The organism is Streptomyces sp. NPDC036822, assembly GCF_055609145.1.
On sequence record NZ_JBVJPY010000018.1, the window covers coordinates 95,037 to 114,996 of the forward strand.

Sequence of the window (19,960 nt, forward strand, 5' to 3'; positions counted from 1 at the left end):
AGGGAAAAACCACACACCCCCTGGTCTTCCACCACACTCAGCCCCACCACCCCCCCCCCCTCCCCCAGCCCAAAAAAAACACCCCTACCCCCCCCCCCCCCTCTGGGCGCCCCCCCCACCGCCCTGTCCGCAGGGTCAGGCAGCCTCGGGGAGGCGTGCCGTCTCCGGCCGCCGCAGCTCCGGGGCGACCTGCCCCGGCTCGTTCTCCGGCACCCGGCCTGCCTTCTCCGCCCGGCGCCGTTCCCGGCGCAACTGACGGGCCGTACTGCTCGGCTCCGACACGACGCCGTTCCGCTGCCGCCACACCTGGCGCGTCACCCACACGTCGAGGACGCTCCAGGTCGCCACGACCGTGCTGGCCACCGACGTGAGCAGCATCGGAAACGCCAGCCACGAACCGCTCAAGGTGGCGAAGAAGGCCACCATCGCCTGGATGAGCGTCACCGACGTCAGCAACACGGCCCGCACGGCGGCCGTGCGCACCGGATCGGGCAGCCGGCGCCTGCCCTTCTCGTCCTCCACCCACAACTGACGCGTCGCCCGCGCCTCTTGATCCATGGTTCCGTCACTCCCCACCGCTGAAAGTCTCCCAGGGTGGCTGCTGCCCGTCTTGAGCCGCTTTACGCGGACACAACCCCCCTATGCAGAATGACGAACCAGAAAGGGAAAAGGTTTCGTCCCGACCTCGACCGGAACGAAAAGTTCCAGCCATCTGTCCTGGCAGGCGAGGTGACGCGCGGCCAGGTGTCCTACGCCACACCGCCGAGTGCAACTCCTCGAATACCAGGACATCTCATGATCAACACTCTCTCGACAGGCTGAAAATCGCCCGGACATGCCTTCGGATTGGCCGTGATGCAGTAGTAGGCTCGCGCAGCGGTTCGTCGAAGGTGAAGGTTGACGCCGTGTGTTGACGCCGCGAGTTGACGCCCGCGCGTCGACGTCGGAGTCCTCCGCGCCGGGCGGAGGCCGAGCTGGGGGAGGCCATGCGCTTTCGCGGGAAGTCCATCCGCCGGAAGATCGTGGCGTTGCTGCTCGTTCCGCTCCTCTCGCTCACCGGCCTCTGGGGCTTCGCGACGACGCTCACCGGCCGCGAGGCGGACCAGCTTCTCGACGTCGGCTACATCGTCGACAAGATCGGCTACCCCCTGGAGGACACCGTCCGTGTCATCCAGAAGGAACGCCGTCAGTCGCTGATCTACCTCGCCGACCCCCGCGCCTCCGACGCGCTCACCACCCTGCGCGTACAACGCGAGGCGACCGACCGCCAGATCGCGAGGATCAGGGAGAACGCCGCCGACTCCGGCGTGCGGGAGGAGATGCGGCCCGTCACCTCCCAGCGGCTCGCCTCCCTCCTCGAAGCGCTGGACGGCCTCGACTCCCTGCGCCGCTCCGTGGAGAACCGCAGCATCGGACGCGTCCAGGCCCTCGACTTCTACAACCGTCTCGTCGACCCCTGCTACGGCTTCCTGCTGACGCTCCACGCCCTCGAGAACGTCGAGATGGACAAGCAGGGACGCGCACTCGTCGGCGTCGTCCGCGGCCGCGAACTGCTCTCCCGCGAGGACGCGCTGGTCATGTCCGCGCTCATCGCCGAGCGCGTCACCGCAGAGGAGATCCGCAAGATCTCCGACCTCGTCGCCAACCGCAAGCAGTTCTACGAGACCAGCCTCGAACTGTTGCCCACCACCGAGCGCCGGAAGTTCGAGCGCTACTGGGCCGGCCCGTCCACCGCGCCCCTGCGCCGCGCCGAGGAGGCCCTGATCGGCGGGGGCGAGACCAGGAACCCGCGCTCCGTCACCGCCGAGCGCTGGGCGGACCTCGCCGGGCCGGTCCTCGACGACCTCGCCCGGGAGAACACGGCCGCCGGCGACCGCTACCAGGACCGGGTCCAGCCCGCCGCCTACAGCGTCCTGCTCAAGGCCGGAGTCGCGGGCGTCCTCGGCTTCCTCGCCCTGCTCGTCTCCCTCGTCGTCTCCGTCCGCGTCGGCCGCGGACTCGTCCGCGACCTGCGCCGGCTGCGCAAGGAGGCCCAGGAGGTCTCCGGGGTCCGGCTGCCCAGCGTCATGCGACGGCTCGCCGCCGGCGAACACGTCGACGTCGAGACCGAGGTGCCGCATCTGCGGTACGAGGACGACGAGGTCGGCCAGGTCGGCCAGGCCCTCAACACCCTGCAGCGCGCCGCGGTGGAAGCGGCCGTCAAACAGGCCGACATGCGCCGCGGCGTCTCCGAGGTCTTCGTCAACCTCGCGCGCCGCAACCAGGTCCTGCTGCACCGGCAGCTCACCCTCCTCGACACCATGGAGCGGCGCACCGAGGACACCGAGGAACTCGCCGACCTCTTCCGGCTCGACCACATGACGACCCGCATGCGCCGCCACGCCGAGGGGCTGGTGATCCTCTCCGGCGCGGCCCCCTCCCGCCAGTGGCGCAAGCCCGTCCAGCTCATGGACGTCGTGCGGGCGGCGGTCGCGGAGGTCGAGGACTACGAACGCATCGAGGTCCGCCGCCTGCCGCGCCTCGGCGTGGGCGGCCCCGCCGTCGCCGACCTCACCCACCTCATCGCCGAACTCCTCGAGAACGCCACCGTGTTCTCACCCCCGCACACCGCCGTCCAGGTCCTCGGCGAGCGGGTCGCCAACGGCTTCACCCTGGAGATCCACGACCGCGGCCTCGGGATGAACCCCGACGCCCTCCTCGACGCCAACCTGCGCCTTGCGGAGACCCCCGAGTTCGAGCTTTCGGACACCGACCGTCTCGGCCTCTTCGTGGTCAGCCGGCTCGCCCAGCGCCAGAACGTCCGCGTCTCCCTCCAGCCCTCGCCGTACGGAGGGACCACCGCGGTCGTCTTCATCCCGGCCGCGCTGCTCACCGACGCCCCCGAGACCCAGGGCGCCGGCTTCCGCCTGGACCGCAAGAGCCTGGACCGCGCGGACGACGTCCTGGTGGGCGAGGGCGCCGGCGACGCCGTCGAGCTGCCGGTCCGGCGCGCCGCGCTCACCGAGGTCCCGCACGGCACGCGCGGCTCCGCCGGTGCCGGGCGCCCCGCCTCGGCCTCCCTCCTCGGCGATCCCGGGGACGGGCGCCGCTCGCTGGACGCCTCTTCGGGGAGCCCGCTCAACGGTCCCGTCGAGCTCGAAGCGCCGCTCGGGGAGGCCGGTTTCGACGACGTGCTCGACCGGTCCGCCGACCTGCTCGACACCGAGAGCGAGCGCGGCGGCCTCTTCCGCGCCCGCGAGCCCCGGCGCCGCGACGGCGCCCGCCCGGGTCTCGCCGCGGCGTCCGACGGTGAGCAGCACCAGCAGGCCGCCGACACCCCGGCCGGCCCGGCGTCGGACCGGACACCGGGCAGGACGGCCGGCTGGGCATCGGGCCGCCTTGGCGGCGGGGCACCGGGCCAGGCGTTCGGCCGGATCCCCGGCCAGGACTCCGAGCGGCCGTTCGGCCAGGCGCCCGACGACGGCCCCGTGCCGTTGCCCCGGCGCCGCCCCCCGACGCTCGTCGTGGACCACGGCCGTCGCGTCGACGAGCCGGGCCGCGCCCACCCCTCCTCCGTACAGGACGCCCAGGGCGTTCGATCCGTGCGGAACGCCCACGGCTCCCGTGACTCCGAGGACCCCGCGGCGCCCAGGCCGCGCCCCGAGCGCGCCACCCCGCCCGTGGCGGACCAGGGCGCCCGCTCCGTACCGCGGCACGGCTCTCCGAGGGAACCCGAGGGCGGGAACCCGCCCCTGCTGGTGCCCGTACCGCCTGAGAGCCCCGTACCGCCGGAGGGCCCCGCGCCGTTCGGCGGACTGCCCCGCAGGGTCCGTCAGGCGAGCCTCGCGCCGCAGCTGCGCGAGTCGGGGGAGCGCACGCGGGAGCGCGAGGCGTCGGCCTCCGCCGACGCACCGCACGCGGACTTCGAGCGGGACGCCGAGGAAGTACGCAGCCGCATGGCGTCGATGCAGCGCGGCTGGCAGCGCGGACGACGGCAGAACGCAGAGACGACAGCACCAGGAACGACACCCGAGGGGGACGGTCGATGACCGCACCGAACGCCGCAGCACCCAGCACCTCCGGAAACGGCGAGCTCAACTGGCTTCTCGACGAGCTGGTCCAGCGGGTCGGTTCCATCCGCAAGGCTCTGGTGCTCTCCAGCGACGGACTCCCCACCGGTGCCTCGGCCGACCTGACCCGCGAGGACGGTGAGCACCTCGCCGCCGTCGCCTCCGGGTTCCACAGCCTCGCCAAGGGAGTCGGCCGCCACTTCGAGGCGGGCAGGGTCCGGCAGACCGTCGTGGAACTGGAGGACGCCTTCCTCTTCGTGACGGCGGCCGGTGACGGCAGCTGCCTCGCCGTCCTCGCAGACGCCGAGTCCGACGTCGGTCAGGTCGCCTACGAGATGACACTGATGGTCAAGCGCGTCGGGGTCCACCTCACCACGGCACCCCGCTCGGGCCTGTCCGCCGGAGGATGAGTGGGGGGACGGTATGAGTGACGCAGACCTGCAGGACCAGGGGCCGGACCGGGCCCACCACTGGTTCGACGACGAAGCCGGGCCGGTGGTCCGTCCGTACGCGATGACCCGCGGCCGGACCAGCGCCGCCACCCGTCACCGTCTCGACCTGATCGCCCTGGTGGTGCCCGAGCCGGCGGCCGACGACCCCGGCCGCGACCAGACGCTCTCCCCGGAACACGTGGAGATCGTCGAACTCTGCTCCGAGACACCCCAGTCGATCGCCGAACTCGCCGCCGGACTCGATCTTCCCGTCGGAGTCGTACGTGTCCTCGTCGGCGATCTCGTCGAGGACGAACTCGTCCATGTGACCCGCCCCGTTCCGCCGGCCGAGCTGCCGGACGTGAGCATTCTCCGCGAGGTGATCAATGGCCTTCGGGCGCTCTAGCCGCAAGAAGCCGCTCGTCGAACCGGTGACCCTCAAGATCCTGGTCGCGGGCGGTTTCGGGGTCGGCAAGACGACCCTCGTCGGTGCCGTCAGCGAGATCAGGCCGCTGCGCACCGAGGAGGTCCTCAGCGAGGCGGGGCGGCCCGTCGACGACCTGCACGGAGTGGAGTCCAAGTCGACCACCACGGTCGCCATGGACTTCGGACGCATCACCCTGCGCGAGGACCTGGTCCTCTACCTCTTCGGCACGCCCGGCCAGGACCGCTTCTGGTTCCTGTGGGACGAGCTGGCGCAGGGCGCCCTCGGGGCGATCGTCCTGGCGGACACCCGCCGCCTGGAGGACAGCTTCGCGGCGATCGACTACTTCGAGCGGCGCGGGATCCCCTTCACCGTGGCGGTCAACTGCTTCGAGGGAGCACGGCGGTTCTCCGCGGAGGACGTGCGCGGGGCGCTGGACCTCGACCCCGAGGTGGAGCTGCTGATGTGCGACGCACGCGACCGCGAGTCCGTGAAGAACGTCCTGGTGGCGGTCGTCCAGCACGCCCTGGTCCTGGTGGACCGCAGCCCCGCCCCGGCCGTCACCTGAGCGGAGCTCCTCGCGCCCGCCCCTCCACGCGGAGCTCCTCGCGCCCGCCCTTCCACGCCGCGTACCCTCGCGACCGCCCTTCCCGCACCGCGCGACCGCCCTTCCCGCACCGCGCGGCTCCCGCCCCGCGCCGGGCGGCTCGTGGTGGCGGTGCTCAACGCACCGCCACCACGGCCGAACCGTGCCCGAAGAGGCCCTGGTTGGCCGTGATCCCGACCCGGGCGCCGGCCACCTGCCGGGCCCCCGCCGTCCCGCGCAGCTGCCAGGTCAGCTCGCAGATCTGCGCGATCGCCTGCGCGGGCACGGCCTCGCCGAACGAACCGAGGCCCCCGCTCGTGTTGACCGGGACGCGCCCGCCGAGCCCCGTGGCCCCCTCCCGTACCAGCTTCGCGCCCTCGCCCGTCCCGCACAGGCCGATGTCCTCGTACCACTCCAGTTCCAGCGCGGTGGACAGGTCGTAGACCTCGGCGAGCGACAGGTCCTCCGGGCCGATCCCCGCCTCCCCGTACGCGGCCCGGGCGATCGACGCCCGGAAGCCGTGCGGCGCGGGGGAGACGGCCGCGGCGGAGTCGGTCGCGATGTCGGGCAGATCGAGGACCGCCTTGGGGTAGACCGGTGAGACGGTGGCGACCGCCCGGACGCGGACGGGGTCCCGGTGCCCGTGCCGGCGGGCGAACTCCATGCTGGAGAGCACCAGGGCGGCGCCCCCGTCCGAGGTCGCGCAGATGTCGAGCAGGCGCAGCGGGTCGGCGACCACGGCCGAGGCGGCGACCTCCTCAAGGCTCACCGCCTTGCGGTAGCGGGCGAGCGGATTGAGCGCCCCCGCGGCCGCGTTCTTGACCTTGACCTGGGCGAAGTCCTCCACGGTGTCCCCGTACAACGCCATCCGGCGCCGGGCGTAGAGGGCGAAGTACGCCGGGTTGGTCGCCCCGAGCACGCGGAAGCGCAGCCAGTCGGGATCGTCGGGCCGCTCGCCGCCCGCCGGGGCGAAGAAGCCCTTCGGCGCCGAGTCCGCGCCGACGACGAGGACCACGTCCGCGAGACCGGCGAGGATCTGGGCGCGTGCGGTCCCCACGGCCTGAGCCCCCGACGCGCAGGCGGCGTACACGCTGGTGACCCGCGCCCCCTGCCATCCGAGCGCCTGCGCGAAGGTCGCCCCGGCGACGTACCCGGGGTAGCCGCACCGCACGGTGTCCGCGCCCACCACCGAACCGATGTCCCGCCACCCCAGCCCGGCGTCGGCGAGCGCCGCGCGGGCCGCCGCCGTTCCGTAGGAGACGAAGCTGCGGCCCCACTTGCCCCAGGGGTGCATACCGGCCCCGAGCACGGCGATGTCACTCATGACCGCTCCTCCGCCTCGCGCGCGTGCACGGGCCTCCAGTGCCAGGTCGTCCAGGTGTGCTCGTCGTCCTCGTCGAGGACGCCCGGCACCACCTCGACCACCATCCCGACGCTCAGGTCCGACGTACGGACGCCCGGAGCCGCCTGGCCGAGGACCACCATCGCCTCCGCGGCCAGCTCCACGGCGACGAGGGTGTACGGCTCCCAGGGCGTCGCGGGGTCGGAGACGTAGGGGGCGGGCGGGCGGTAGCGGCCGTCGGTGTACGACCAGACGACGCCGCGCCGGGAGAGGGGCGTCTCGGTGAGCTCGCCGCCGCCGGGGCAGCGCGGGTTGCGGCACCACGAGTCCTCGCGGGGGAAGAAGACGCAGGAGCAGGCGGTACAGCGGGTTCCGAGAAGCCGGAAGTCCGCTTCGTCCCCCTCGCCGTCGGTGAACCATCCCGCCACCACCGGTCTGCGCGTCCGTGCCACGACAGCCCTCCCCGAGTCTCCCGACCTGACGAACCGTCAGGAGTTTGGCATGGATGGCGACGGCTGTGAACCGTACGGGCCCGTTGTGCGTCCTTCCGTGCGGCACGGGCGGTCGGGACCCACGGGGGTGGCCCCGGCAGCCCGTGCCTCAGGTCGTGTCGGTCGGGTCGTGCGGGGTCAGGGCGTGCCGGGCCGCGTCAGTGTCCGGCGACCGACCGCCGCGCCACCGGGAAGTCGAAGAAGGTGCTCGGGAACGGCTCGGGCTTGTAGGTGAAGTGCCACCATTCCTCGGGCAGGTTCACGAATCCCTGCTCCGCCAGCGCCGTCTTCAGCAGCTGCCGGTTGGCTCGCTGGGCCCCCTGGATCCGCGGGTCCTCGGTGTGCGACAGGGTGTCGAAGCAGTCGAAGCCGGTCCCCATGTCGACCGAGTTGTCGGGAAAACGATCCTCCGCCGGCGCGTAGCACTCCACCAGAGCCTCACCCGGCTCGTACGGTCGCGTGGGCGCCGCGGGCAGCCGCACGATCGTCAGGTCGACCGTCGACCCGCGGCTGTGCCCCGACTTCTCCGCGATGTAACCGTCCGCGAACAGGCGTGACTTCTCCACCAGCGGATAGAACTCCCCCTTCATCCGCTCGTCGTCGAGATCCTTCGCCCAGCGCACGAAGTGGTCGACCGCCCGCTGCGGCCGGTAGCAGTCGTACACCTTCAGCGAGTAGCCCCGCGCGAGCAGCTTGCGCTGCGCCCGGTGCAGCGCCTGCGCGGCGGGCCGGGTCAGGATGCACAGCGGCTGGCGGTAGCCGTCGACCGGCTCGCCCACGAAGTTGTGCTCCGTGGTGTAGCGCATCTCCTGGATGATCGTCCGGTCGACCGAAGCCAGCGCCACGAACTCCTTCGGAGCCTTCGGCTCCGGCGTGGCACGCGCGGACGGTACGGCGGCGGTGACGGTGAACAGACCGGCCGTGGCCAGGACGCCTAAGGCGCGGAAAGTGGAAGCAAGTCCTCTCATGTGCACCGTCTATCAGGTTCCGGGGGCACGGGGAAGGGTGATCGCGTACGGTCCTGCCGTGAAGGACTCCTACTGCTCCGCCTGCGGCGCGGCCTACGGCGAGGCCGCCCCGTGGCCCCGGACCTGCGCCTCCTGCGGCTCCGTCGCGTACCGCAACCCGCTGCCCGTGGCCGTCACGCTCCTGCCCGCGACGGACGCGTCCGGCACCGGCCTCGTCGTCATCACCCGCACGATCGAGCCCCGCCGGGGGCACGTCGCCCTGCCCGGCGGCTTCATCGACCACGCCGAGGACTGGCGCGACGCCGTCGTCCGCGAGCTGCGCGAGGAGACCGGGATCGAGGCGGCGGCGGACGAGGTCCGCCTCGCCGACGCCCTCAGCTCCCCGGGCGGGCACCTCCTCCTCTTCGGCCTGCTCCCGCCGCGCCCGGCCGCCGGACTGCCGCCCTCCGTCCCGACCGACGAGACGAGCGGCTGGCACCTGCTGAGGGCACCGGAGGAGCTCGCTTTCCCGCTGCACACCGAGGCGGTACGGCGCTGGTTCGCGGGGACGTACGCCTGAGGGTCCGGCCCCCCTCCCGGCCCGGTGCCTGCCGGGCGTCCCCTCCCTCGGCCCGCCGGGCGGAAGCGAGCGGCACCCCCCACGGCGAGCGCCCCTGTCCGACCGGCCCTCCTGCGGCCTCGCCGCCCCCACCTCCCCGTCAGATCTCGCCGCCCCGCACCCGGACCGGAAGGTCCGTCTCCCGTACCCCGTCGTCCGTCAGCCGCTCCACCACCACCCGTCCGCCCTCCAGGCGGGACGCGTACCGCTCGATCTCGGCCGGCTCCCACCCGTCCCCGGTGTCGCGCACGACCAGCCCGCCACCGGTCCGGCCCGCCGCCGGAGCCCAGACCTCCAACTCCAGCTCGTCGCCCCAGCCTCGTACGGGAATCACCGCACCCGCGCGCGCGAGCACCGGGATACGGGACGGCGGCGCGTCCAGGAGCACCTGCCCCGGCCCCTCGTACGCGCGACCCGTCGCCGTGTCGTACCAGCGCCCGCGCGGGAGCCGCACCGCCCGCCGGTCCGTGCCCCGGGACAGCACCGGTGCCACGAGCAGGGAGTCGCCGAGCAGGAACGCGTCCTCGCAGTCGCGCAGCGCCCGGTCCTCCGGCGCGCTCCACCACACCGGCCGGACGTACGGTGCCCCGGTCAGCCGCGCGAGCCGCGAGAGCGTCACGAAGTAGGGGCGCAACCGCTCCCGCTCGGCGAGGGCCGCGCGCGCGTGCTCCAGGACGTCGGGGCCGAACTCCCACGGCTCGCGCCGCCCCGCGTCGAGCGCCGCGTGCGTACGGAACAGCGGAAGCCACGCCCCGAGCTGGAACCAGCGCAGGAAGAGCTCGGGGGAGGGGTTCCCGTCGAAGCCGCCCACGTCGGGCCCCGAGTAGGGCACTCCGCACAGTCCCAGACCCAGGACGAGCGACAGCGACGCCCGCAGCCCCGGCCAGCCGGTCGCCACGTCACCGGACCAGGTCCCTCCGTAGCGCTGCATCCCCGCCCATCCGGAACGCGAGAAGAGGAAGGGACGCTCCTCGGGCCGCAGTCGGCGCAGCCCGTCGTATCCGGCCTGGGCCATGGTCAGGCCGTAGACGTTGTGCGCCTCGCGATGGTCTCCGCCCCGGCCGTCCAGCGCGTGCCGGGCCGACCGCGGCAGGGTCTGGTCACCGAAGGGGGAGAAGGAGACCGGCTCGTTCATGTCGTGCCAGACCCCGGAGAAGCCCTGCGCCAGACGCTCCTCGTAGAGCCCGCCCCACCACTCCCGTACGACCGGATCGGTGAAGTCCGGATACGCGCAGGTCCCGGGCCAGACCTCCCCCCGCACCTCGTTCCCCCGCGCGTCGCGCACGAACGCCCCGATGCCGGCCCCGCCGTCGTACACCGGGTTGCCCGGCTCCGCCTTCACGGCGGGGTCCACGATCGACACCAGCCGGACGCCCCGCTCCTTCAGGTCGGCCGCCAACCCCGGCAGATCCGGGAACCGCTCCCGGTCGACGGTGAACACCTGGTGCGCGTCGTAGTGGTCGATGTCCAGGTGGAGGACGGAGAGCGGCAGCTCCCGTTTGAGGTAGCCGTCCACCACCCGCCGCACCTCCCGCTCGCTGCCGAACCCCCACCGCGCGTGCTGCGGCCCCAGGGCCCACGAGGGCGGCAACGCGGGCGCGCCCGTCAGCGCCGCCCAGCCGTGCAGCACGCGCGCGGGGGTCCCGACCACCACCCAGCACCGCAACGGCCCCCCGCTCATGCGGACCTCGGCGATTCCCGGCCGGTCGTGCCCGGAGCCGGCCCCCTCCTCACCTTCGGTGAGCCGGACGTGCCCCTCCCAGGAGTTGTCGTGGAACGCCAGATGCGTGCCGGCGTCCGACACGACGAACTGCACCGGCATGGTGATGTAGAGCGGATCGTCGCCGGGGGAGAACCGCCCGTGGGGGTCGGTGTTCCACAGCCGGTACGTACCGTCCCGCAGCCGCGGCCCCGCCGCCCGCCCGCCCAGACCGAAGAACCGGGCGTCCGCCGACACCTCGCTGCGCTGCACCCAGCGCGCCGGGCCGCCCCCGACCGGCTCCCACCAGCGCGGCGGCGGATCCCGGCGGAGCACGACCCCTCCCGGCGTCCGGATCTCCACCGCCCCGTGCCGGGAGACCGCGACCGTCACCCGCTCCGACACCACCCGCCAGCCGCCGTCCGTGTCCGGCTCCAGCACCGCCCGCGGGTCCGGCTCGGGCGCCTGGCCCGCCAGCGCGTACGAGGGCAGCGGCCCGGCTCCGTCCCAGCCCCAGAACACCGTGCCCCCGGCCGACACGCTGATCCGCAGCTCCGAGCGGGCGAAGCGGACGGTCCCGCCCCCGGGCCCCGGCACGACCTCCTCGACCGGACCCGGCACCCGGGCCCGCTCCGGCCCCCTCCGCGGCAGCCCCCACACGTCCGTACGCCGCTGCCGCCACGCCGCACGGACCGCCCGCCACCCCCGCACCGATCCGAACACCCTCACCGAACGCACCAGCTCACGACCGATCATGCTGCTCACCCTGCCATCGGGCCAGGGGCGGGAGAGGGGCGTTCAACTGCCGTTCACCCGTGGTGGGAGCACATATTCAGCTAACCGACCATGGGCGGCGAAACCTGGTGCGAAACCCGCTCCCATGGCATCGTCCCTGTCAGCCGCGTCACGCGCACACCCCAGCACGTGCGCGCGACCCACGCAGACCCCGCGTACGCCCAGGGAGCCGACCCATGACATCAGCGCACACCGACCCGCTCTGGCAGCCGGACGAGGAACGAATCGCCGCGGTCGCGGTCACCCGTTTCCAGTCCTGGGCGGCCGAGCACCACGGAGCCCCGGCCCAGGGCGGATATCCGGCCCTGCACCGCTGGTCGGTCGAGGAGCTGGAGTCGTTCTGGCAGGCCGTCGTCGAATGGTTCGACATCCGGTTCGCCACCCCGTACGAGCGCGTCCTCGGCGACCGGTCCATGCCGGGCGCCCAGTGGTTCCCGGGAGCCACCCTCAACTACGCCGAACACGCCCTGCGCGCCGCCTCCGAGCGCCCACACGACCCGGCTCTGCTCCATGTGGACGAGACACATGAGCCGCGGCCGATCAGCTGGGCCACGCTGCGCCGCCAGGTCGGCTCGCTCGCCGCCGAACTCCGCGCCTTGGGCGTCCGTCCCGGTGACCGGGTCAGCGGCTATCTGCCGAACATCCCCGAGGCCGTCGCCGCCCTGCTGGCCACCGCCGCGGTCGGCGCGGTGTGGACGTCCTGCGCGCCGGACTTCGGGGCGCGCAGCGTCCTGGACCGCTTCCAGCAGGTGGAGCCCGTGGTCCTGTTCACGGTGGACGGCTACCGCTACGGCGGCAAGGAGCACGACCGCCGCGACACCGTCGCCGAGCTGCGCGCCGAGCTCCCCAGCCTCCGCGCGGTCGTCCACATCCCGCTGCTCGGCACCGAGGCCCCCGAGGGCACCCTGGAATGGTCGGCCCTCACCTCCGCCGACGTCGACCCGGTCTTCGAGCAGGTCCCGTTCGACCACCCACTGTGGGTCCTGTACTCCTCCGGTACGACGGGCCTGCCCAAGGCGATCGTGCAGTCCCAGGGCGGCATCCTGATCGAGCACGTCAAACAGCTCGGTCTGCACTGCGACCTGGGGCCCGGGGACGTGTTCTTCTGGTACACCTCCACCGGCTGGATGATGTGGAACTTCCTCGTCTCCGGCCTGCTCACCGGCACCACGGTCGTCCTCTACGACGGCAGCCCCGGCTACCCCGACACGGCCGCCCAGTGGAGGGTCGCGGAGCGCACCCGCGCCACCCTCTACGGCACCTCCGCCGCCTACGTCATGGCCTGCGCCAAGGCGGACGTCCACCCTGGCCGGGACTTCGACCTCTCCACGGTCACCTGTGTCGCCACCACCGGCTCGCCGCTCCCGCCCGACGGCTTCCGCTGGCTGCACGACGAGGTCCGCGAGGACCTGTGGATCGCCTCCGTCAGCGGCGGCACCGACGTCTGCTCCTGCTTCGCGGGCGCCGTGCCCACCCTCCCCGTCCACATCGGCGAACTCCAGGCCGCCGGCCTGGGCACCGACCTGCAGTCCTGGGACCCGTCGGGCAAGCCGCTGACCGGCGAGGTCGGCGAACTGGTCGTCACCAACCCCATGCCGTCCATGCCGATCCGCTTCTGGAACGACCCCGACGGCAGCCGCTACCGCGACAGCTACTTCGAGATGTTCCCCGGCGTCTGGCGCCACGGCGACTGGATCACGATCACCGACCACGGCTCCGTCGTGATCCACGGCCGGTCCGACTCCACCCTGAACCGCCAGGGCGTCCGCATGGGCTCGGCCGACATCTACGAGGCCGTCGAACGGCTCCCCGAGATCCGCGAGTCCCTCGTCATCGGCCTGGAGGAACCCGACGGCGGCTACTGGATGCCGCTCTTCGTCCACCTCGCGGACGGCGTCACCCTGGACGACGCGCTGATCGCCCGGATCAACCGGACGATCCGCTCCGAACTCTCGCCGCGCCACGTCCCCGACGACATCATCGAAGTCCCCGGGGTGCCCCACACGCTCACCGGCAAGCGGATCGAGGTCCCGGTCAAGCGCCTCCTCCAGGGCACCCCCCTGGCCAAGGCCGTGAACCCGGGCTCCGTCGACGACCTCGGCCTGCTCTCCTTCTACGAGAACCTGGCCGCGACCCGCGCCGAGCGGCGGTAACGACGACGGTGGGGCGGGGGAGCACCCCGCCCCACCGCCGGGGGAGCACCCCGCCCCACCGCCTGTCCGTCGGGGAAGCGCCCCGTCCCACCACCTGCCCGCCCGAGGGCGCGCCCCGCCCCACCGCCCGTCCGGCGGCTACCCGCCGTAGGTCGCCTGCGTCTCGCCGAGCACCGCCGCGAAGTCGGCCGCCAGACCCCGTGCGGCCTCCGCCTCCAAGGCGGCCGTCGTGATCCGCACCGCCGGTGCCGAGGCGATCCGGAACCGCGCCCCCGCCGCCACCCACCACCCCCGGGTGCGCAGCCCGTTGACGACCGCCGATTCGTCCCGCACGGGCACCCAGACATTCAGCCCGCTCGCCCCGACCGCCCGGATCCCGTGCTCCGCGAGCGTCCCGATCAGCGCCGTCCGCCGCGCGGCGTAGGCCGCCTCGCCGGCCGCCACGAGCCGCCGCACCTCGCCGTCCGCGAGCAGTCCGGCCGCCGTCTCCTGCAGGACGTGACTGACCCAGCCGGACGTCATCAGCAGCCGGCCGTCGTGACGCGCCAGCGTCGCCGGATCGCACGCGAGCCCGGCCCACCGCAGGTCGATGCCCAGGTGCTTCGACACGGTCCGCACCTGCGCCCACCGTTCGAGCCCGGCCGCCGCGAGCGGGTAGGCGGTCGCCCCGGCGATGTCCGCGTTGTGATCGTCCTCCACGACGAGCACTTCGGGGAACTCCCTGATCACGGCCACCAGGTCGTCCCGCCGGGAGCGCGTGAAGAACGCGCCGGTCGGACTCTGTCCGCGCGGACTGCAGACCACCGCGCGTACCCCTGACCGCAGCGCGGTCCGCAGGGCCTGTGGATCCAGCCCCTCCGTGTCCACAGCGACCGGCACCATCCGCAGTCCGAGGGCCGGCACCAGGTCCAGCAGATGGTGGAAGCCGGGATCCTCCACGGCCACCGCGTCCCCGGGCCGCAGTTCCGTCGACAGCAGCCGCGCGATGCAGTCCAGCGCACCGTGCGCGAACGTCACGTGCTCCGCGGGGACGCCGTCCCGCGCGAACCAGTCCCGCGTCAGCTCCTCCAGCCGGCCGAGGCGCGGCGACGCGCGATGGGAGCCGTACGTCGGCCGTACCAGCGTCGGAGGGCGGAGTTCCGGCAGGAACGCCGGATCCGGGTGGCCGCCCGCGAGGTCCACCAGCCCCTCCGGCACCCTCGGCGGCCGCCGGGAGGCGACCGCGGGCGCCTGCGCGACCACGGTTCCGCCCCGCCCACGGGTGACCACCACCCCCCGCTGCCGCAGTTCCCTGTACGCCGTCGCGACCGTGCCGGGGCTGACGCCCAGCTCGTCCGCCAGCCGCCGCACCGGGGGCAGCGCGTCTCCCGGCCCGAACCCGCCCTCTGCCACCCCGCGCTCGATGGACGCGGCAATCCCCTTGGCCGTCGCCCCTGCGATCGAATATTGTGCTGCCACGTACGAGATTATGTATTGATACAAAAGAACGGTCAAGCGTCAAGGGGGAGCCGTGCGCCGCACACCGCTGAAGGACCGCATCCCGGGAGGCACCGACGGACGCCGCATGCTCCTCATCGGCTTCATCGACAAAACCGGCACCGGCCTCTGGGCCACCTCCATCGCCCTCTACTTCACGTACGTCTCCGGGCTCGGCATCGGCCGGATCGGCCTCCTGGTCGGAATCTCCGGCGGCTTCGGGATCGTCGGCGCACCCCTCGCGGGCCGCCTCGCCGACCGCTTCCCCCTCATCCGCCTCCTCATCGCCGGCCAACTGCTGCGCGCCGCCGCCCTCCTCGCCCTGCTCACCACGGACACCTACGCCCTGCTCGTCCTGTACTCGGCCATCGGCGCCGTCCCCGACCGCGGCACGAACGTCCTCACCAAGCTCTACGCCACCCGCGTCGCCGGCCCCGACCGCGTCCGCTACCAGGCCATCAACCGCACCGTCGGCAACCTCGGCTGGTCCGTCGGCGGCCTCGGCGCCGCCGCCGCCCTCTCCGTCGCCACCAGCACCGCCTTCCAGCTCCTGCTCGTCGGCAACGCCCTGACCTACGTCGTGATGGCGGCCCTCACCCTGCGCTGCGCCGAATCCCAGGCCCCCGCGCGCGTCGCCACCGGCGCCGACTCGACCCCTGGCGCCCCGCACCGCCGGCCCGCCGGCCCGTGGCGCGACCGCGCCTTCCTCCTCTTCACCGCCAACGAGGGCGTCCTCTCCCTCCACGACTCGATCCTCCAGGTCGCCCTGCCGCTCTGGATCGTCCACGCCACCGACGCCCCGGTCGGACTCGCCCCCGCGCTCATGGTCGTCAACAGCGTCCTCGTCGTGCTCTTCCAGGTCCCGCTGGCCCGCTTCGGCGCCACCACCGACGCCGCCCGACGCCTCCTCACCCCGCTCGCATGCCTCTTCGCCGTCGGCACACTCGCCTTCGCGGCCTCGGCCGCCGCCGGCCGCGCGCTCGCCATCGCCGCCCTGATCGGCGCGATCGTCGCCCTCACCTTCGCGGAGATCGTGCAGGCCACCGTCTCCTGGGAACTCTCCGTCGCCCTCGCCCCCGCCGAGGCCCAGGGCTCCTACCTCGGCGTCCACGCCCTCGCCCCCGCCACCCAGCGCTTCGCCGGACCCCTCCTCCTCACCGGCGTGATCAGCGCGGGCCCCCTGGCCTGGCCCGTCCTCGGAGCCGCCCTCGTCGCCACCTGCGCGGCGCAGAACCGCCTCGTCCGCCGCACCCTCTCCCGATCGTCACTGTCAGTGCACGCCGTTACGGTGAGTGAGCATTGACCGTCATCACCCAGGGGGAGACATGGCTCAGCCCAGCACCACCGCATCCCTGCGCCGCGCCCTGCGCCGCGAAGTACCGAGCACCGTCGGCCTGCTCGCCGACGAGGACGACTTCGCCGCCATGCGCCATTACGCCACCTTCCGCTTCGACGACCACCCGGCCTACCTCCGCCAGGTCGAGGCCCTGCTCCGGGACCTCGCCACCCGAGGCGGCCACACCACCGTGGCCCTCTTCGACCCCGAGGAGTACGCCGCCTACTGCGACGAGACCGGCCTCGACCCCGACCGCCCCGACAGCCGCAGCCGCTACACCGCGGAACTGGCCGCCACCGGCGCCCGCGTGCCCTACACCGGCCAGCCCATGACCGACCTCGTGCCCACCCTCATCGACACCGCCGTCCGCCGCGCCACCTGGGAGTACGCCACGATGCTCCTCTCCGACACCGGCGACTGCGCCGAGTGCGGCCAGGACATCGGCCGAGCCGCCTTCGACCGGGCGTCCCGGCTGCTGCTCCGCCTCCTCGAAGCCGCCGGGCCCGGCACCCACCACCTCGTCTGCAGCGTCCCCGCCGCCGACGAACAGCTCCTCGCCCTTCTCCACACCACCCGCGACGACGACGGCCCGGCCCACCTCGACAGCGCCGAGGGCGCCCAGTTCGTCACCGTCCTCGCCACCGGCATCGCGCTCGACAGCCCCGGAGGCGTCGTCCTGCGCACCTCCGCCCCAGGCGCGCGCGACCGCCTCCACGGCTGGCGCCTCGCCCACGGAAAGCTCCTCCCGCTCACCGAGGCCGAGGTCTTCAACGCCTACTGCACCGACGCCCGCACGGGAGAACCGATCGCCCCGGAACCCCACGCCGACTACTACGCGGGCTTCGACCTCGCTCCCCACGATGACTGGCCCACCCACCACTGACGCCGAAGGGGCTCCCCGCCACTCATGTGACGGGAAGCCCCTTCGACACCTTGCGACCTGCCGGGATCACTCCCCGGACAGCACCGCCTGCGCGGCCAGCCTGGCCTCGTCGGCCGTGTCCGCCGCCCGCGCGGCGGCCGCGGCACGCTCGCACTGGGCCAGCGTGTACTTCGCGAGCGTCGCCCGGACGTACGGAATGGACGCGGCACCCATCGACAGAGAGGTGACACCCAGACCGGTCAGCACACACGCCAGCAGCGGGTCCGACGCGGCCTCACCACAGACGCCACAGCTCTTGCCCTCGGCCTTGGCCGCGTCGGCGGACAGCGCCACCAGGTCCAGCAGCGCCGGCTGCCACGGGTCCTGCAGCCGCGACACGGCACCGACCTGACGGTCGGCGGCGAAGGTGTACTGCGCGAGGTCGTTGGTGCCCAGCGACAGGAACTCCACCTCCTGCAGGATCGAGCGCGCCCGCAGAGCGGCGGAGGGGATCTCCACCATCGCCCCGAACTTGGCCCGCAGCCCCGCCTCCCGGCAGGCGTCCGCGAACGCCTTCGCGTCCGTACGGTCGGCCACCATCGGCGCCATGACCTCGAGGTAGACCGGCAGGCCCTCGGCCGCCTTCGCCAGCGCGGTCAGCTGGGTGCGCAGCACCTCCGGGTGGTCCAGCAGGCTCCGCAGACCCCGCACGCCCAGCGCCGGGTTCGGCTCGTCCGCCGGCGTCAGGAAGTCGAGCGGCTTGTCGGCGCCCGCGTCCAGGACCCGCACGACCACCCGGCCCTCGGGGAACGCCTCCAGGACCTTGCGGTAGGCGTCGATCTGCTTCTCCTCGGACGGCGCCTTCGCGCTGTCGTCCAGGAAGAGGAACTCCGTACGGAACAGACCGACGCCCTCGGCCCCGGCCTCCACCGCGGCCGGCACGTCGGCCGGACCGCCGACGTTGGCCAGCAGCGGCACCTTGTGCCCGTCCGAGGTGGCACCGGGACCGCTGGACGCGGCGAGCGCGGCCTTGCGCTCCGCGGCTGCCGCGGTCAGCCGCTCCTTCCGCTCCTCGGTCGGGTCCACGAAGATCTCACCGGTCGAACCGTCCACCGCGATGACCGTCCCCTCACCGATCTCCCCCGCGCCCGGGAGCGCCACGACGGCCGGCACTCCCAGCGCCCGCGCGAGGATCGCGCTGTGACTGGTCGGCCCGCCTTCCTCCGTGACGAAGCCGAGCACCAGCGCCGGGTCGAGCAGCGCGGTGTCGGCGGGCGCGAGGTCCCGGGCGATGAGCACGTACGGCTCGTCGCTGTCCGGCACACCGGGCATCGGCACCCCGAGGAGGCGGGCGACGATACGGTTCCGCACGTCGTCGAGGTCGGCCACGCGCCCGGCCATGTACTCGCCGGCGCCCGCGAGCAGCTCGCGGTAGTGCGAGAAGGCGTCGTAGATACCGCGTTCCGCCGTGCTGCCGACGGCGATCCGGCGGTCGACGTCGGCGATGAGCTCCGGGTCCTGCGCGATCATCGCCTGGGCCTCGAGCACGTGCTGTGCCTCGCCCCCGGCCAGATTGCCGCGCGCGATCAGGTCGGCAGCCACGGCCTCCACGGCCTTGCGGGCGCGCCCCTGTTCGCGCTCCGCGTCCTCGGCGGGGATCTGCTTGGCCGGCGGCTCGAGTACCGCCGTGCCCATGTGCCGAACCTCGCCGATCGCCACTCCGTGGCTGACGCCGACGCCTCGCAGCGTTGTCTCCATCTCACCCGTCTCCGATAGAGCGGCGGCACCCCGGCCGCCGCGTTGAATGTCGAACCCGTGGCCGTCACGAGGACGACCCGGCGTCACTTCCAGCCGAAGAGCTGGTCGCCGGCCTTCACGTCGCCGTCCTCGACGACGTCGGAGAGGGAGTCGGCCGTGGCCTCCAGGGCGACGACGGGACAGATGGGGGACTTGCCCGCGGCCTCCACCTCAGCCGGGTTCCAGCGCACGACGGCCTGTCCGCGCGTCACGGTGTCACCCTTGTTCACGAGCAGCTCGAAGCCCTGCCCGTTCAGCTGGACGGTGTCGATCCCGAGGTGGGTGAGCACCCCGTGGCCCTCGGCGTCGACGACGACGAACGCGTGCGGGTGCAGAGAGACGATGACGCCGTCGACCGGCGAAACGGCCTCCGACGGACCACGGTCCGGGTCGATGGCGGTGCCGGGACCGACCATGGCGCCTGAGAAGACGGGGTCGGGTACTGCGGCGAGACCGATGGCGCGTCCGGCAAGCGGCGACGTCACGGTTGTCATGGGAAGCCTCCCAGGGGCGGAGATGGTGTGGCGCCGTCACTACCTGTCCTGGACGGCGTACTGTTCAGAAGCGTATGTCATGAGAAGTCCTAGTTCCGCCTGAGGCGTACCAGTTGGCGGACCTAGAGACCGGCGAGAAACGATTTGCCTCTACTGACGGTGGGATGTACTGTCGTACTTCTGCCTGACCCCAACGCGACGTCGAGTCGTGGGTCGGCAGCACCTGTCGAGCCAGATCCTAACCCCAGTGGTCTACACCTCTGCATGCACTGCGGAGGGAGTGGTCGGGGGGAGCGAGAAAGCCTGGTAGTGTTTGACCCCGCCGCAAGGGAAAGCGCGAAAAGCAAATTCCTGAAACGGCAAACCCGCTCCAGCGGGTGGCGGAAACGGAAATCGGATCTGCTAAGCTGGAAACACGAAAGACCGAAGGGAAAAAGCCCGGAGGAAAGCCCGAGAGGG

Annotated in this window: 16 protein-coding genes; 8 read left to right on the forward strand and 8 right to left on the reverse strand. The window is 72.9% G+C overall.

Going from position 1 to position 19,960, the window contains the following annotated elements:
• Positions 1-135: 135 nt before the first annotated feature.
• Positions 136-558: a hypothetical protein gene (locus ACZ68P_RS30155; protein ID WP_471011743.1), complete on the reverse strand. Its 423-nt coding sequence runs from the start codon at positions 556-558 to the stop codon at positions 136-138.
• A 428-nt stretch (positions 559-986) separates the two neighbouring features.
• On the opposite strand from ACZ68P_RS30155, the gene ACZ68P_RS30160 reads away from it, so the two are divergent.
• The 4 genes from ACZ68P_RS30160 to ACZ68P_RS30175 are packed head-to-tail and all read left to right on the forward strand — an operon-like array spanning position 987 to position 5,472.
• Positions 987-4,028, forward strand: coding sequence for a sensor histidine kinase (locus tag ACZ68P_RS30160; RefSeq protein WP_471011745.1), 3,042 nt, complete (start codon positions 987-989; stop codon positions 4,026-4,028).
• A complete protein-coding gene (locus tag ACZ68P_RS30165; RefSeq protein WP_471011748.1) occupies positions 4,025-4,459 on the forward strand; it encodes a roadblock/LC7 domain-containing protein in 435 nt (144 codons plus the stop codon). Before ACZ68P_RS30160 ends, ACZ68P_RS30165 begins: the two co-directional genes overlap by 4 nt.
• A gap of 13 nt (positions 4,460-4,472) precedes the next feature.
• Positions 4,473-4,886: a DUF742 domain-containing protein gene (locus ACZ68P_RS30170; protein WP_471011751.1), complete on the forward strand. Its 414-nt coding sequence runs from the start codon at positions 4,473-4,475 to the stop codon at positions 4,884-4,886.
• Entirely contained in the window at positions 4,867-5,472 is a 606-nt protein-coding gene (locus ACZ68P_RS30175) for a GTP-binding protein (RefSeq protein WP_365722832.1), read from the forward strand. Before ACZ68P_RS30170 ends, ACZ68P_RS30175 begins: the two co-directional genes overlap by 20 nt.
• Before the next feature lie 154 nt (positions 5,473-5,626).
• On the opposite strand, the gene ACZ68P_RS30180 is transcribed toward ACZ68P_RS30175, so the two are convergent.
• The 3 genes from ACZ68P_RS30180 to ACZ68P_RS30190 form a co-directional block, all read right to left on the reverse strand.
• Entirely contained in the window at positions 5,627-6,814 is a 1,188-nt protein-coding gene (locus tag ACZ68P_RS30180) for a lipid-transfer protein (RefSeq protein ID WP_471011753.1), read from the reverse strand.
• A complete protein-coding gene (locus ACZ68P_RS30185; protein ID WP_471011755.1) occupies positions 6,811-7,284 on the reverse strand; it encodes a Zn-ribbon domain-containing OB-fold protein in 474 nt (157 codons plus the stop codon). Before ACZ68P_RS30185 ends, ACZ68P_RS30180 begins: the two co-directional genes overlap by 4 nt.
• Positions 7,285-7,481: 197 nt before the next feature.
• Positions 7,482-8,291, reverse strand: a complete 810-nt coding sequence (locus ACZ68P_RS30190; RefSeq protein WP_471011758.1) for a M15 family metallopeptidase — start codon at positions 8,289-8,291, stop codon at positions 7,482-7,484.
• On the opposite strand from ACZ68P_RS30190, the gene ACZ68P_RS30195 reads away from it, so the two are divergent.
• Positions 8,290-8,850, forward strand: a complete 561-nt coding sequence (locus ACZ68P_RS30195; protein ID WP_471011759.1) for an NUDIX domain-containing protein — start codon at positions 8,290-8,292, stop codon at positions 8,848-8,850. The genes ACZ68P_RS30190 and ACZ68P_RS30195 overlap by 2 nt on opposite strands.
• Positions 8,851-8,989: 139 nt before the next feature.
• Here ACZ68P_RS30195 and ACZ68P_RS30200 read toward each other — a convergent pair whose 3' ends face one another.
• Positions 8,990-11,344 (reverse strand): glycoside hydrolase family 31 protein, encoded by a 2,355-nt coding sequence (locus ACZ68P_RS30200; protein WP_471011761.1) that lies wholly within the window; start codon positions 11,342-11,344, stop codon positions 8,990-8,992.
• Between the two features lie 215 nt (positions 11,345-11,559).
• Here ACZ68P_RS30200 and ACZ68P_RS30205 point away from each other — a divergent pair, with 215 nt between their 5' ends.
• Positions 11,560-13,536, forward strand: coding sequence for an acetoacetate--CoA ligase (locus ACZ68P_RS30205; protein WP_471011764.1), 1,977 nt, complete (start codon positions 11,560-11,562; stop codon positions 13,534-13,536).
• 138 nt (positions 13,537-13,674) lie between these two features.
• Here ACZ68P_RS30205 and ACZ68P_RS30210 read toward each other — a convergent pair whose 3' ends face one another.
• Positions 13,675-14,994 carry an aminotransferase class I/II-fold pyridoxal phosphate-dependent enzyme gene (locus ACZ68P_RS30210; RefSeq protein WP_471011765.1) on the reverse strand — a complete coding sequence of 440 codons (1,320 nt, stop codon included), beginning with the start codon at positions 14,992-14,994 and terminating at the stop codon, positions 13,675-13,677.
• 52 nt (positions 14,995-15,046) lie between these two features.
• On the opposite strand from ACZ68P_RS30210, the gene ACZ68P_RS30215 reads away from it, so the two are divergent.
• Both ACZ68P_RS30215 and ACZ68P_RS30220 read left to right on the forward strand, forming a co-directional pair.
• The gene (locus ACZ68P_RS30215) at positions 15,047-16,315 is read left to right on the forward strand and encodes an MFS transporter (protein ID WP_471011767.1); all 1,269 of its coding nucleotides are present in this window, start codon (positions 15,047-15,049) and stop codon (positions 16,313-16,315) included.
• 22 nt (positions 16,316-16,337) lie between these two features.
• A complete protein-coding gene (locus tag ACZ68P_RS30220; RefSeq protein WP_471011768.1) occupies positions 16,338-17,231 on the forward strand; it encodes a hypothetical protein in 894 nt (297 codons plus the stop codon).
• A 66-nt stretch (positions 17,232-17,297) separates the two neighbouring features.
• On the opposite strand, the gene ptsP is transcribed toward ACZ68P_RS30220, so the two are convergent.
• Together ptsP and ACZ68P_RS30230 are read right to left on the reverse strand one after the other, a co-directional pair.
• Positions 17,298-18,968, reverse strand: a complete 1,671-nt coding sequence (ptsP, locus tag ACZ68P_RS30225) for a phosphoenolpyruvate--protein phosphotransferase (RefSeq protein ID WP_471011770.1) — start codon at positions 18,966-18,968, stop codon at positions 17,298-17,300.
• A gap of 83 nt (positions 18,969-19,051) precedes the next feature.
• On the reverse strand, positions 19,052-19,501 hold the full coding sequence (locus ACZ68P_RS30230; RefSeq protein ID WP_471011771.1) for a PTS sugar transporter subunit IIA: 450 nt from the start codon (positions 19,499-19,501) through the stop codon (positions 19,052-19,054).
• Positions 19,502-19,960: the final 459 nt, after the last annotated feature.